The sequence below is a fragment of the Candidatus Protochlamydia sp. W-9 genome (assembly GCF_001950615.1).
GTDB classification, from domain to species: Bacteria; Chlamydiota; Chlamydiia; order Chlamydiales; family Parachlamydiaceae; genus Protochlamydia; species Protochlamydia amoebophila.
In genome coordinates this window covers 25,140-38,626 of the sequence record NZ_BCPZ01000127.1, presented here as the reverse complement: position 1 = coordinate 38,626, position 13,487 = coordinate 25,140, and the positions used below count along the sequence as shown (strand labels likewise).

13 protein-coding genes are annotated in these 13,487 nt (G+C 33.9%); 3 read left to right on the top strand and 10 right to left on the bottom strand.

Annotation, left to right across the window (positions count from 1 at the left end):
• Nucleotides 1–172: 172 nt before the first annotated feature.
• Nucleotides 173–1,135: a DUF6268 family outer membrane beta-barrel protein gene (locus BU804_RS03975; RefSeq protein ID WP_075883074.1), complete on the bottom strand. Its 963-nt coding sequence runs from the start codon at nt 1,133–1,135 to the stop codon at nt 173–175.
• A gap of 382 nt (nt 1,136–1,517) precedes the next feature.
• Here BU804_RS03975 and BU804_RS03970 point away from each other — a divergent pair, with 382 nt between their 5' ends.
• Nucleotides 1,518–3,431, top strand: a complete 1,914-nt coding sequence (locus BU804_RS03970; protein ID WP_075883073.1) for a hypothetical protein — start codon at nt 1,518–1,520, stop codon at nt 3,429–3,431.
• Here BU804_RS03970 and recN read toward each other — a convergent pair.
• The 3 genes from recN to rnhC form a co-directional block, all read right to left on the bottom strand.
• On the bottom strand, nt 3,423–5,048 hold the full coding sequence (gene recN, locus BU804_RS03965; protein ID WP_075883072.1) for a DNA repair protein RecN: 1,626 nt from the start codon (nt 5,046–5,048) through the stop codon (nt 3,423–3,425). The genes BU804_RS03970 and recN overlap by 9 nt on opposite strands.
• 5 nt (nt 5,049–5,053) lie before the next feature.
• Nucleotides 5,054–5,494, bottom strand: coding sequence for a hypothetical protein (locus BU804_RS03960; RefSeq protein ID WP_039357436.1), 441 nt, complete (start codon nt 5,492–5,494; stop codon nt 5,054–5,056).
• A gap of 94 nt (nt 5,495–5,588) precedes the next feature.
• Nucleotides 5,589–6,494 (bottom strand): ribonuclease HIII, encoded by a 906-nt coding sequence (gene rnhC, locus BU804_RS03955; RefSeq protein ID WP_075883077.1) that lies wholly within the window; start codon nt 6,492–6,494, stop codon nt 5,589–5,591.
• Between the two features lie 235 nt (nt 6,495–6,729).
• Between rnhC and BU804_RS03950 the strand changes: the two genes are divergently transcribed.
• Both BU804_RS03950 and BU804_RS03945 read left to right on the top strand, forming a co-directional pair.
• Nucleotides 6,730–7,173: a helix-turn-helix domain-containing protein gene (locus BU804_RS03950; protein WP_226988475.1), complete on the top strand. Its 444-nt coding sequence runs from the start codon at nt 6,730–6,732 to the stop codon at nt 7,171–7,173.
• Entirely contained in the window at nt 7,173–8,339 is a 1,167-nt protein-coding gene (locus BU804_RS03945) for a DUF368 domain-containing protein (protein ID WP_075883071.1), read from the top strand. The genes BU804_RS03950 and BU804_RS03945 overlap by 1 nt, the downstream gene beginning before the upstream one ends.
• Before the next feature lie 38 nt (nt 8,340–8,377).
• On the opposite strand, the gene truA is transcribed toward BU804_RS03945, so the two are convergent.
• The 6 genes from truA to dapA form a co-directional block, all read right to left on the bottom strand.
• Nucleotides 8,378–9,166 carry a tRNA pseudouridine(38-40) synthase TruA gene (gene truA / locus BU804_RS03940; RefSeq protein ID WP_193427197.1) on the bottom strand — a complete coding sequence of 263 codons (789 nt, stop codon included), beginning with the start codon at nt 9,164–9,166 and terminating at the stop codon, nt 8,378–8,380.
• Complete coding sequence (locus BU804_RS03935; protein ID WP_079988593.1) at nt 9,139–9,738, bottom strand: MarC family protein; 600 nt, start codon at nt 9,736–9,738, stop codon at nt 9,139–9,141. The genes truA and BU804_RS03935 overlap by 28 nt, the downstream gene beginning before the upstream one ends.
• A 31-nt stretch (nt 9,739–9,769) precedes the next feature.
• On the bottom strand, nt 9,770–10,366 hold the full coding sequence (locus BU804_RS03930) for a MarC family protein (RefSeq protein WP_011175234.1): 597 nt from the start codon (nt 10,364–10,366) through the stop codon (nt 9,770–9,772).
• 160 nt (nt 10,367–10,526) lie between these two features.
• A complete protein-coding gene (locus BU804_RS14020; protein WP_162831833.1) occupies nt 10,527–10,685 on the bottom strand; it encodes a hypothetical protein in 159 nt (52 codons plus the stop codon).
• Nucleotides 10,686–11,354: 669 nt separating this feature from the next.
• Nucleotides 11,355–12,590 carry an LL-diaminopimelate aminotransferase gene (locus BU804_RS03925; RefSeq protein ID WP_044044859.1) on the bottom strand — a complete coding sequence of 412 codons (1,236 nt, stop codon included), beginning with the start codon at nt 12,588–12,590 and terminating at the stop codon, nt 11,355–11,357.
• Nucleotides 12,583–13,485 carry a 4-hydroxy-tetrahydrodipicolinate synthase gene (gene dapA, locus BU804_RS03920; protein WP_075883069.1) on the bottom strand — a complete coding sequence of 301 codons (903 nt, stop codon included), beginning with the start codon at nt 13,483–13,485 and terminating at the stop codon, nt 12,583–12,585. The genes BU804_RS03925 and dapA overlap by 8 nt, the downstream gene beginning before the upstream one ends.
• Nucleotides 13,486–13,487: the final 2 nt, after the last annotated feature.

Sequence of the window (13,487 nt, the reverse complement as noted above, 5' to 3'; positions counted from 1 at the left end):
AATTTGTTCTTAGGATAAAAATTCCTTGGAGATAGAAGGAGTGCAATTTTTAATAGATTTTTAGAAGGTCAACACAAGGTCAACCTGATTTTTATTTATGGAAATAAATTTTTAGAGGAAATTAGGTCTATAAAACTTTGCCATTCAAGTTTGAATGACAAAGATTTTTTCTTTAGAATTTAATATCAACTTCGCCGCCAAAATAACCACTTGGGCGTAAATTGTAATGATGAGGATGATGGTTATTATGATTAGAAATTCGGCACTTACCGCCTAGCGTTGTTCCAGCATGAAGATTCGCAGTTAAAAAATCAATATTGTATTTTACTGCAAATTCTGCTCCCATATTTTGGTAACGAATTAATGATTTCCCGTAACTTTCATCTTTTTTTACTCTGTGTCTAATATCAAAATTTCGACCTGCAATCGCTAAAGACCACTGATTGTTTAAGTTGTATTCTAAAGATACATTAACAGGAAATACTAAATTCAATTTCCAGTTTTTAGACATTTGCCAATCAGCTCCCAAAATGGGGTAAACTTTATCTAGACCCATGCCTGTTTGGCCAATAAAACCGATATGAAATCCAAAATTTTGGCTATATTCATAACGGCCCCATAAGAGAAGATCATAATATAAATATTGAGAGTTTACAGAGCTTCCTGTTGTATCGTAGTTGATGTCTAATTGACTCCTCCAAAACCAATTTTCAAGTCTTTTAGTCACTCCTCCCACACTAAAAGAAAGTGTGTGAAAACGATCTTGGTCAAACCAAGGATTTTCCGACCAGTGTAAATATGTCTCTGTATAGCTGATTGCCACATTAGCGGCTTCCGAATAGGTAGGACGATTATAGAAAACCATTCCTAATTCTGCTTCTACAGCCTTGTAACGAACCTTATCACCTTTGTAATATCCTCGATCGATTTTGGCATCGCTAATGCTATCAAAATAAACATTAAAGTTATAAGGATATGATTTTTGTTCCCCTGGTTGATGATAAAAGGTTTCACTATTGGAATCTCTAGCTAGAGATTCTGTTCCATAATCACTAAAATCTAAAGCGATATCGGTTGCTAAAAGAGAAAAAGTGCAGTTTAATGTTAAACATGCATAAAGCCAAAATTTTTTCACGTTCTTGTCCTACCCAAATTTACAAATATCTAACAAGTTTTTATTTTTTCTAGAGGCAAGTATCTTAAAATTTAATTTTCGACTAACCATTATTGAAAAAACAATAACTGTTAGTTTTAGCCTAATTTCGGTCAACTTGTCATAAATAAAATTTGGTTCTCTTGTAGCGATTTTTTTGAATTTCGTCAAATTAAAAATATTTTTTCGTTAAATTTTGATTAGTTGAAATTAATCTATATTTGTAGTTTATGAATAAGGAAAACAAATTTAAATTATTAATTATAAAATTATAAATAGTGGTAATATTGTTGATAAATTTTAATTTATATGCTAAAATGATTTGGTTAAAATTTTATAAATTCTTTAATTATTGAGAGATGAAATGGGAATTTTACAAAGAATCGAATACCCTGATAAAACAAATCCACCACAATTTTCTGATACGCATATCCCAGAAGTTTCTAAAAAAAATGATGTTTCTTATATTGTTACTACCCTTACAAAATTAATTTATTCACTCTGGGACCGTTCAATTCGGCAAAGGGAATTTATTTGGAATAGTCATTATTTGATTAAAAAAATTTGTGATCGAAAAATTTATGTTTTGCGAGAAGCGTTTTTGGGATTAGCTTTTTCTCCCTCAGTTGACGTCCGTAGCGACTCTTTCACAAAACTTTTAAACTCTTTTGATTTAAAGAGAACTAAATTTGATAGTCAATTTTTCCTTTTATCTTGTCAATTCAAACAAAAAAATCTTCTGAGAAGAGATTTAAATGCATTCTACAACTTATATAAAGAATTTACAGGTATCTATGAGCAATTAAAAAACTATAGTGATATCACTAGCAGAAGACAGCCTCCTCTTCCTATTCATTATGATATTAAGGCTTTAAAAGAAAAATATGACGACTTGAATAATCAATTAGTAAGTTATTTAGATTATGAAGCTCCTGCTATTCTTAAAGCGTTTTCTGAAATTTTTAATCTTTTATTACCAGCTGGTTCCATCATCCCTCCTGAAATTATGAAAGAGCTTTATGAGGACTCAAAAAAAATTGAAGAAGCCATTATTCCTTACACTTCAATGATACCTCCTGAATATCAAGATTGTATTTGGTTATTATTTGAAAAGCTTGGTTATCAAGTTTCAAGTATACAAAAACCTCCCCATTTTAAAAATATAGGAAACAGTTGTTACCTAGATAGCTCTTTGCAGGCCCTGATTGCTTTGCCAATTGTAAAAGATAGATTGCAAAAAGATTATTTAGAAGAAACAATAGCTAAGCTAGAATTTGAAATAGCAAATGGGCAATTGAATGAGCAAGATTTAAATAACAAACAATTCGAATTGAAAAATAAAAAATCAAGTTTAGAAAGAAGGAAAATATTAAAAAATGAATTGAACTTGCTACTGAATAGCTATCAAACAGTTTCGGAAAATCAAATTAGTTATGTAGATTATTTTTTGGCTACTCGTTTTAGTGAACCAAGCTCATCTGTTTTTAAATTGCGTAATTTATTATTTAAATCTCAATTGCATCCAGAATTAGAAATGGTAAACCTAAAAAGACAATTAGATGCCTCTAGTATATTTGAGGTGTTGATGACTGAAATTTTAGAATATACATATTCTTTTCAAGAATTTGCCGAAACAGTCGATTTGCCTGGGAGACAATTTATAAGTCGTGAAGAAACCCTTTCTATCCTCCAAATTCCTTTTGTTACAAATATATCAAGTTTGGAAGAATTAATTCGTTGTTCATTTGAAAAAGAAGAATGTGTACATGCGGCTGTAGAAGATAGACGAACTTTTATTCCATCAGAAGGAATAATTGTCAATGAGCAAGCTTTAACACAAGTCGAGAATGAAATGGCTCCTATTCGGCCTGAGAGATATCAAACCTGGATGCGTTTGAAATCACTTCCTGATGTTTTACCTATTCAACTAAAAAGATTTGCAGGCAATTTTGAACAACGATTAAAAATAACAGATCCTGTTGATTTTCCTGAAAATTTAGAAATTGATTTATCTCTTTATTTTGATCCGTCACCAAATGATCATTCAAGTGCTCGTTACGAAATAGCTAGTTATGTTGTTCATGAAGGAGGCTTAAATTGTGGGCATTATATTTCTTACGTAAAACAAGGTGATGAATATTGGGTTTGCAATGATACTGCGTCAACAATTGAAAGAATCTCTCGAGAAGAATTCTGTCAAAATAGAAATGCATACATAGTAGTATTAAAGCGCATTCCTAATGAGTTGCAATTGATTGAAACTAAGGAGTTATTGTGAGAAAGCAAGAGACTTTTGACCTGCCATACGCGCTAATTCTTGTTGACAAGAAATTTTGTCGAGTTTTTGGACTTGTGTGAGAGTTCGACCATCTTTTTCTACTTTGGAAATTTGCAAGTGATGGTCGGCTAGACTTGCCACTTGAGGGAAGTGTGTAATACAAATGACTTGATGTTGCTTTCCAATTTCTTTTAATTTGTCACCCACAATGGAAGCTGTCTCACCTCCAATATTCGCATCGACTTCATCGAAGATCAAAGTTAGAATTTTTTCTTTTCCAGCTAAAATCGTTTGTAATGCTAATAATACCCGAGAAATTTCTCCCCCACTCGCCCCATCTTTTAAAGCAATTTGATGTTCTCCCACGTTTGGTTGAAGAAAAAATTCAATCTTATCATCTCCGATCAATGTCCTTTTCTGAGGTTCAATTGTGACTTTGAATTCTGCTTTGGGCATATTTAAAGCATGTAATTGAGTGCTAAGAGCAGTTTGAAGCTGACGAGCAAGTAGCACTCTTTTTTCGGACAAGATTCTAGCTAAATTATTCGTATCTGTCTGAACTTGTTGTAATTCAATTTTAAGTTCTTCTATTTCGATATCGGTATTTTCTAATCGGAAAAGTTTTTGTTTAATCTCTTGTTGATAATGAATTACTTCATCAATTGTTCCCCCATATTTACGCTTTAAGCGATTTAGAAGACTTAAGCGCTCATTGACAATTTGTAGGCGTTCTGGATTATGATTAAGTTTGTTTTGATAATGACGTAAAGTATGGGAAATTTCTTGAAGCTCTAAAAAAACACTTTGAAAAGATTGTTCAACTTCTTTTAAAATGGGATCAAAATGACTAAGAGATTCTAAATTTTGTTTTTGGCGATTTAAAATCGCTAAAATAGAAACTTTTTCTCCTGATAAAGCTTGGTTGATTTCTCGGGTTTTTTCAGATAATTCTTCACTATTAAATAGTATCGTATATTCAGTAAACAGTTCCTCGTCTTCGCCAGATTTTAATTGAGCTTCTTCTAGCTCTTCCCATTCACTTTTACAAATATCTATTTCACGCATTCGATGAGCATCTTGCTGAATCAACAAGTCTAAGCGTTTTTTTAATTCATTTTCATAAACATAACTTTCTTTATAACGCAGTAAAAAAGGACTTAAACCTCCATAGATATCTAACACCTCTCGATGATAATCAAGAGTGAATAGATTTTGATTAGCTCGTTGACCGACAATTTGAACAATTTGTGATCCTAATTTTCGCAAAAATGAGGCTTGAGCTGATTGATTATTAATAAAGATACGATTCTTACCCGTAATCGCGATTTCTCGTCTAATAATGAGATCTTGGTGAGATTCGTGATCAATTCCTCCTTCCTCAAGAAGGTTGTTCAAATCTAGACGATCAATGTCGAATATGGCTTCAACAATACCTTTATCGCATCCTTTGCGAATCAATGAGGTATCGACTCTTTCACCAATTGCCAGACTTAATCCATGCATAATAGCGGATTTACCAGATCCTGTTTCACCCGTTAGAATGTTCAAGCCAGAGCTAAATGAGATATCGGCATTTTCGACTAAAATGATATTTTGAATACGGAGTTGTTTTAGCATGAATTTTAAGGATCAAAAGTTTGAGAAATTAATTGCAGTAATCGACCATCACTAATTTCCATTAAGTAAGTATCTTTATTCCAGCTGGGTGCAGAAAAAACAAGATTATTATCAACATAAGCAATAGGAGTGATCACAATATCTGGCTGGTCTTTGAACTGATAAATAATGATTTGATCGATGTTAGGTCGTTGTCTTTTACCAGGCTTAACTCCAACCACCCTAACTGCACGATTCAATATCTCAATTAAATCATTTTGTTGTTTAAAATTAAGTGTGTAAAGCTTTTTATTGTGAGAAACAGCTATGCCTCTCACTTGATTGTATTTTAAGTATGTTTGATTATCGGGTTGACCACTTAATAATGAGGTCATGTTTAAAGCAAATAAAATAGCCATTCCAATTAAAACAAGAAAAGTTAAATAAACTAAGGTTTTATTTGTCATGCACGACCTGCAATTTAATCATTATTTGGTTAGTGAAAGGCTAACGAGATGTTAACTTTTCAACTTATTTTGTTAGAAGGTCTAATTCTTGCCACTATTTTCCGACTTTACCTAAAATTGCGTCAAGAGTTTTAAAATGTTGCTTACAGATACTTCTTAATCTTTCTTCACCCCATTTTCTTAACACTTCTTTTCCAGCCTTTTGTGTGGCAGAAGAGCTTCCTTTAGGAAGCGGAATTTGGATTTCTTTACTTAGTTGTTCAAGTCCATCAATAAAGGCTTGTCTAGCTAAAATGGATGCGGCAGCGACGGCTAAATCATCTTCTGCTCGATGCCTTTGAGTGAGGTTCACATCTAATTTTTTTCGCTTTAAAGCCAGTAAAACTACTTTTTCATCGGCAAACTGGTCAATAATCACTGTTTGACAGCCGGATTGAAGTATCAATTGTTCAATAGTCGTGGCATGCCCCCAGGCCAACAAACGATTTAAATTTTTGAAATCTTGATAAATTTCATTATATTTTGCCGGATTAATTTTGACGATGTGATAAAGGCAAAGATTTTTAATTTGAGAAGCTAATTGTCTAATTGTTTTATCACTTAATGTTTTGGAGTCTTTGACTCCCAAAGCTTGTAATTTAGAAAATTGATTAGCCTGGATGTAGACACCTGCAATACACAAAGGGCCAAAAAAATCTCCTTTTCCAGATTCATCAATTCCAATATGTGGGGTTAAATCTATTTTAGTTGTGGGATGGCTAAATCCAAAGGACTCTAAAATTTCTGGTTCCAGATAAAACTCAATAAAATGAGCTTGCTCTTTGCCCTGGACGACTAACTTCCCTGATGTATAAAGAGTACATGTTAATCCTTTTTTACTGGCAGAAAAGCGAGTATAGGCAGGTATAGTGATGGAAAAACCTTGTTGTTGAAGATCGTTCAGTAATTTTTCTGCTAATTTTAAGTCAAGTGTTGTAACGAAAGGAGGCAAACTGCTCATGAGGTGTAAATTAATCATCTAAAAAAAGGAATTTCACTAGCTGCGAATACGCATTTGCAAAACGCAGACGAAATTAAATATTAACTGCAAAAACTTTATCACATTTAAATTCTACTTGCTATCTAAATCCCATTTGAACTCATCCATTTTTTAATTTTAATGGATTTAGCAGGAAGTCTAATGTAAAATCATGTATAAGTTTATGCTTGAGTTTAGCCCAAATGAGGAGAAAAGAGTGGAACGTAAAAAAAATAGCTTGGAATTAGATCCAGTTCTCCAAAAAGAGATCAAAGAAATTGGAGAGCAATTAAGGCAAAAACGGAAACAATTAAAAATTTCTTTAAAAGAAGCTGAAAACGCAACTTCAATCAGAATGGTTTATTTACAAGCTTTAGAAGAAGGGGAGATGGAAAAATTAATTTCGCCCGTATATGCCCAAGGTTTTTTTAAACAATATGCTTCTTTTTTAGGAATTGATGGGGAATCTATTATCAGGGAAAAACCCTATATTTTTAATAGACCAGAAGCACAGGAATTTGCTTATGGAATTGGGACTTTAGAGGTCAGAAGTAACCCTGGTGCGAGTGTCAAATGGGTTCCTAATGTCATGTGGGTTTTGGCTTTTATGGGCGTTTTATTTGCTGCGTGGTATGTAGCTAAGATCTTGGGAGTTCTTTGATGCCTTTTAAGGGAGTCTATCTCTTTTTTTGCGGATTATGCATGGGAATGGCAGATTTGATTCCAGGAATTTCAGGTGGCACGATTGCTTTTATTATGGGATTTTATCAAGCTCTTTTAGAAAGCTTAAAAAGTTTTAATACCGATACTTTAAAACTTTTATTTACTTTTCAATGGAGTCAATTTCTGAAAAAAACACAGTGGAAATTTTTATTGACACTCGTTTCAGGGATTGCTTGCTCAATGATATTTTTTTCCAGCTTTCTGCATTGGATTCTTTCAAACGAAACTTACCGTATTTATCTTTATTCTCTTTTTCTTGGATTGATTTTAGCCTCTTTTGTTTTTTGTATTCGCCAGGTCAAAAAATGGTCTTGTTTCAAAGTGATCGCTCTGATTATTGGCTTGAGCATAGCTTACTTTTTAACAGATTTCACTCTTTCAAATAGCAGAGAAGGAAAATATGCTATCAGAGTAGATTTAGGAAGTTTTCCCGTTGAACTTGTTAATTACGATGGAAAACTGCTTAAAAATTTATCAGCTTCGGATTTAAGTGTATTAACAGCGAAAAAAAACATCACTCCTACTTCTCTTGTTTTTGATAGGCAAGGCCAAGTTCTCGGAGAAAGTCGGCAATTTGCTAAAGTTCATCATGTTGGTTTTTTTGATGGTTGGTTAATTATCTGTGGAGCGATTGCTGTGTGTGCTTTGCTTTTACCGGGAGTGTCGGGAAGTTATTTGTTAGTGCTTCTGGGAGTGTATCCATTAATTATCGCCTCATTAGCAGATTTAGTGACCGGTTTAAAATATTTACATATAGATCAAGAAGCTGTTTTGGTGCTTTTCAATCTTTTGCTTGGGATTGTGATAGGAGGGTTTTGTTTTGCAAGAATAGCAAGCGCACTTTTAAAAAATTATCCAGATATCAGTATCGCTGTTCTTTCAGGTTTCATGATTGGAGCCTTGCGCTCGGTTTGGCCTTTTTGGACTTATAAGTATCTATTAGCTCCTTTAAAGCTTCATAAAGGGCCTCAACTGTTTTTAGAAACTCCTTATTTCCCTTCCTTGTCTTCATTTATTTTGATAAAGTCTATTGTTTGTATAGCCATAGGATTTGGAGTCGTTCTTTTTGTAGAATATCTTTCCACTTTTTCGACTAAAGCTTAAATGGCAAAAACGAGACACAGGCAAATAAACCTAAAATTTTAATAAAGAACTGTTTGAAGAAAAAGTCCGTGTGCGGGGGCTGTCACACCAGCCATTTTTCGATCTTGAGATTGAAGGATTGAAGGGATATCTTCTACCATTATCTTTCCCTTTCCTGCATAAATTAAAGTACCCACAATATTTCGCACCATTTTATATAAAAAATGATTGCCTTTAATACGAATGCAAAGACGTTTATGATTCAGGGCTTCCAGGTGAATTGCTTGGACACGTCGAATATAATCTGTATAATTAACATTTTTTTTTAAATTACAAAAAGCAGAAAAGTCATGTTCGCCAATAAGTACAGAAATAGCTTGTGCCATTTTTCCTAACATAAGAGGGAAAGGGCAATGCCAAGAATAGGGACGGTATTCAGGAAGTTGAACAAAATCATAACAAATATAATAACAATATTCTTTGGCGACACAATTTAAAGTGGGATGAAAAGTCGAAGGCATCTTTTCTGCCGATAAGATACGTAAATCTGTAGGAAGCAAACTATTTAAACTGAGAATAAATTTTTGTAGATCTGTAATCGACTTGGTTGTTAAAAAATTGACTATTTGCCCTCTTGCATGTACACCTTTGTCTGTACGGCTTGCTGCCTGCAAAGAAATTGTATGTTGCAGTATTTGTTCCAATTTGTTTTGAAGCGTTTTTTCAACGCTTGGGCCGGCAGGAGTTTTTTGCCAGCCAAAGTACGCCTGTCCATCATAAGCAATCTTCAATTTAATATTTTGCATACTTTTAGAGAGACTCAAGTTGGATGGGGTTGTGTAGTCCAAAAAAGTAAAATGCCTTCTAAAAATCTTTGAACTGCAATCAAAACAAGCACCATTCCAATCATTCTCTCACAGGCCATCAATCCACTTTCTCCTAAGAAAGATTTGATTTTCTTTGAAAAATACAGAATGATTACGGACAAAATCCAAGCGATCAAGATTGATGCTAGCATAATGGATTGGTAAGGTTCAAGATGAGCATATAACATAATGGTTGCCATTAAACCAGGCCCAGCAATCAGTGGAATGGCTAAAGGAAAAATGAATGGCTCCCCTTGAGGAAGGTTGGCTCGTGGGCTATCATTTGCAGTAAAAAGAATCTTGATAGCAATCAGAAATAAAATAAGCCCTGAAGAAAGACGCACGGTTGTTTCTGATAAATCGAGAAAATTAAAAATAAACTCTCCTATATAATTAAAAAAAATCATTGCGATAAGAGCTATGAGCATTTCTCTAAAAATAATTTTAGATTGATGTCTACGATCGAGCTCTTTGACCATGGTTTGATAAGAAGAAATATTCCCAATAGGGTCCATGATAAAAAAAAGAACAAGTGCAATGTTAAAGATATTCATTCTCATACTCCTGGAAAGGGCTTCTCAAGGTTTAAACAGCGAATAGAAGAGTTAAAAACAAACCAGATCCTTGAACGATCATTTGAATGGCGATCATGGCAAGTAACATCCCCGTTAATTGTTCTAAGGCTGCTAGACCACGTTTACCGAGAAATATTTGTAAATAAGGGGCTGTGACTAAGACGGTAGTAATTCCAACCCACGCTAACAAAATGGCACATAACATTTTTAAGTCGTTAGCTTCTTCTTTGGAATAAAGCATGATCATTGTGAGGAGCCCAGCACCTGATAAAAGAGGGGTGGCGATAGGAACAATAAATGGGGCTTGTTTGGGTGTGTCCGTTTTCGTTTTCAATCGATCAGAAAAAATCATTTTAAGGGCGACAATGAAAAGAAGAATGCCTCCGCTAATTGTCAAAGCATAGTTTTGAATTTGAAAACTTGTAAGGAATATCTCGCCTAAAAACAGAAAAAGAATCGCTAAAATCATCGAAAATATCGATTCACGAAATAAGATCTTTTGCTGTTGCTTAATTGAATAGTCTTTAATAAGGGTAATAATGGTAGGACAATTGCCGATAGGATTAGTAACAATAAAAAAAATCATCGCAAGTTGAATAACAGACACGATTAACCTTCACCTGAGAATCATATTGGAAAAATACCATAACATTGGCGGGGTTTTAGAGCAAGGATTATTACCCAGATCGACAGGGTGTGAATGAGAGCTTATACATTCAATATTTAAATAATGAATAAATATTTTATGTATAAGCTTAGATTAGAGTTTAACGTCTCATCAGAATGAAAATGCCTGACAAAAGAGCTAAAATTCCCATTAATAAAGGAGGCAAAACTAATCCTCCAACGATCGAGACTAATCCAACTAAAATCAGATAAATAGCAAGTAAAAAGAAACCAATATTGAACGAGCGATTAAATAACATAGATTACTCCTTTGTTTAAATGAATATTTTTTATAGAAATAAATTTAAAAAATAGCAATCTATTTCGCATTTGTGCTTTATTTTATTTGTTATGCTATCATTTATAATGTATATTAATTATTTGTTGTGATTGATAGTTGGAAAGGATGGTATGCCTAATATTTAATTGTTTATTATTTAATTAATTATTATCGATTTGTAAAAAATATTGAATATACTTTGCCTTTTATAAAAAATGCAATCGTTGGAGAAAGTTCATTTAATGTAAAATCTATGCTAGATGAATTTTTTATTATAGAAATTAACGTTATAGCGTTACGCATGACAATAATCCCAACCTCAAGCTAAAAGAAGATTTTAAGCCCTAATCTTTCAAAAAATAGCTATTCTTATCGCCGTCGCCCAAGTCTGTGATTGCAGCTGTTTATAATTTTTTCAACTTCAAAGCTGAATCAAAAAATTTAAAGGAATTTAGAGATTGTTTCATTAAAGAGGAAATCAAAATGCTTGCATGGGTAACAAATTATTTTATAGTTGAAAAACTTCAAATTAGAGCTATGTTTAAAGATTTTATTCAACTTAAGGGAATTTAATTGCGACAGAAAATGACCAGATCTATTTGAGATGCTTGTCAAAGATTTTTAAGTGGACAGGCTTAAATTCATTCAATCAGTAAACTGTAGGCTTAATCTTCAATAAAGCATGTTTGATTCTGGGCAAAGCGACAGTAATGTCAGATTGTTTACCAAAAGCACTAAAGCGCAAAAAACCTTCTCCAGCCGATCCAAATCCACTACCTGGGACGCTGACAAGTTGCGATTGTTTAAGTAGGATTTCAAAAGCTTCCCAAGACGTTAGTTGTGGGAAATGAACCCATAAATAAGGAACATTTTCTCCTCCATACACCTTATATCCACACTCTTCAAAAGCTTTTTTAAGGATATTGCTATTCTTCATATAATAGCTGGAAAGTTCGTCAATGGCTTGCAATCCCTCTTTTTGCAGGGCGGCTAATCCTCCTGCTTGGGCAATATTTGAGGCGCCATTAAAAAAAGTGCAGACAATTCGCTCCCAATCTTGTTGAACTGAATGACCATCTTCAAAACGCAATTGTTTTGGAACAACACTCCAACCTAAGCGAACACCTGTGAATCCAATCATTTTAGAAAAAGAGCCTACTTCAATGGCCACTTCTTTCGCCCCTTCAATTTCATAGATTGAACGAGGGATATGTGAACTTCTGACGAAGCTTGCATAAGCAGCATCGAAAATAATGATAGATTGGCGCTTTTTGGCAAATTGAACTAATTCCCTTAATTGTTCGTTTGTTGCAGCACTGCCCGTTGGATTATTAGGAGAACAAAAATAAATCAAATCTGTTTTTGGTAAGTTTGCTAAGTCAGGAAAAAAATTATTTTCAGGTAAACAACTCATATAAGTTATTCTCTGATATTGTTTAGTAGATGTTTGAAAGAAGGATGCTTGTCCATTAATCACACCGGTATCTACATAAGCAGGATAAGTAGGATTTTGTACGGCGATAGTTGCATCTGATCCAAAAAGAATTTGCAAACGACCCACATCACATTTAGATCCGTCTGAAACAAAAACTTCTTGAGGATCAATTTTACCTTGGTAATACTGCTCAGCAATCGCTTCTCTAAGAAGTATCGAACCCTGTTCTGTTCCATAACCCCTGTAAGTTTTTTCTGAGGCTAATTGTTTGGCAAAATTTTGCATCGCTTCAGAAATATAAAGAGGGATGGGTTGCGTAGTGTCACCGATGCCTAAATTAATTAATTGAGCGGAAGGATGTTTTTTTAAAAATTCATTTTTCCTTCGATTGATTTCTGGAAATAAATACCCTGATTGGAGTTTTGTCAAATGCACATTACGCTTAACCATGAGAGACCCACTCTTGCGGAAGTTCATTAAGAATTTGAGCTAGCTTTTGAGAATGATTCTGACTGAGATCACATAAAGGGAGACGGCAGGAACCTGCTGGCAGTTTATTTAAAGATAAGGCCGCTTTAATCGGAATTGGATTGGTTTCGATAAAAGCAGTTTTGATGAAAGAATAAAGTTGGTTATGTATTATTCGTGCTTTTTTGAAATTTCCATTTAGTGCCGCATTCACTAGAGATTTCATTGCGGCAGGAACTAAATTGCTGACAACAGAAATAATGCCATGCCCTCCCAAAGCAATCATAGGAAGAGTTAAAGCATCATCACCAGATAAAATAGCAAAGTTAGGATGAGATTGGCGAAATGCTTCGATGACATCCATGATTTGATTGATATCTCCGGATGTTTCTTTTACGCCAATAATCGAAGAAAGAGTGCTGATTCGTTTAAGCGTATGCGTTTGAATATTTTGTCCCGTTCGACTTTGAATGTTATAGAGACAAATCGGAAAAGAGACTGCTTGATTAATCGCTTCAAAGTGTTTGAATATTCCTTCTTGAGTTGGTTTATTATAATATGGGGTGACAATCAACGCAGCATCAGCACCCATTTGTTTGGCTTGAAGAGTTTGTTCAATTGCTTGTTGCGTTGAATAGCTTCCAGTGCCAACAATCACTTTTATTCGGCCTTGAATTTCTTCTAATGCTATTTCAATAATCCGTCTTTTTTCAATTTGTGTTAACGTAGGGGATTCTCCAGTTGTTCCTAAGACGACAACCCCATCTACCTGATGGTGAAGTTGAATTTGAATGAGCTTTTTTAACCCTTCTTCATCTAATTGACCAGTTGGAGTAAAAGGGGTAATTAAGGCTGTATAAAGACCTTTTAAATACATAT

Excerpts from the sequence above, each read along its gene's own strand:
- BU804_RS14020 (WP_162831833.1), bottom strand. The coding sequence starts at position 10,685 with ATGTTATTTAATCGCTCGTTCAATATTGGTTTCTTTTTACTTGCTATT.
- BU804_RS03945 (WP_075883071.1), top strand. The coding sequence starts at position 7,173 with ATGCCTTTTAAGGGAGTCTATCTCTTTTTTTGCGGATTATGCATGGGA.
- BU804_RS03935 (WP_079988593.1), bottom strand. The coding sequence starts at position 9,738 with ATGAATATCTTTAACATTGCACTTGTTCTTTTTTTTATCATGGACCCT.
- BU804_RS03970 (WP_075883073.1), top strand. The coding sequence starts at position 1,518 with ATGGGAATTTTACAAAGAATCGAATACCCTGATAAAACAAATCCACCA.
- BU804_RS03925 (WP_044044859.1), bottom strand. The coding sequence starts at position 12,590 with ATGGTTAAGCGTAATGTGCATTTGACAAAACTCCAATCAGGGTATTTA.
- BU804_RS03960 (WP_039357436.1), bottom strand. The coding sequence starts at position 5,494 with ATGACAAATAAAACCTTAGTTTATTTAACTTTTCTTGTTTTAATTGGA.
- rnhC (WP_075883077.1), bottom strand. The coding sequence starts at position 6,494 with ATGAGCAGTTTGCCTCCTTTCGTTACAACACTTGACTTAAAATTAGCA.
- recN (WP_075883072.1), bottom strand. The coding sequence starts at position 5,048 with ATGCTAAAACAACTCCGTATTCAAAATATCATTTTAGTCGAAAATGCC.
- dapA (WP_075883069.1), bottom strand. The coding sequence starts at position 13,485 with ATGTATTTAAAAGGTCTTTATACAGCCTTAATTACCCCTTTTACTCCA.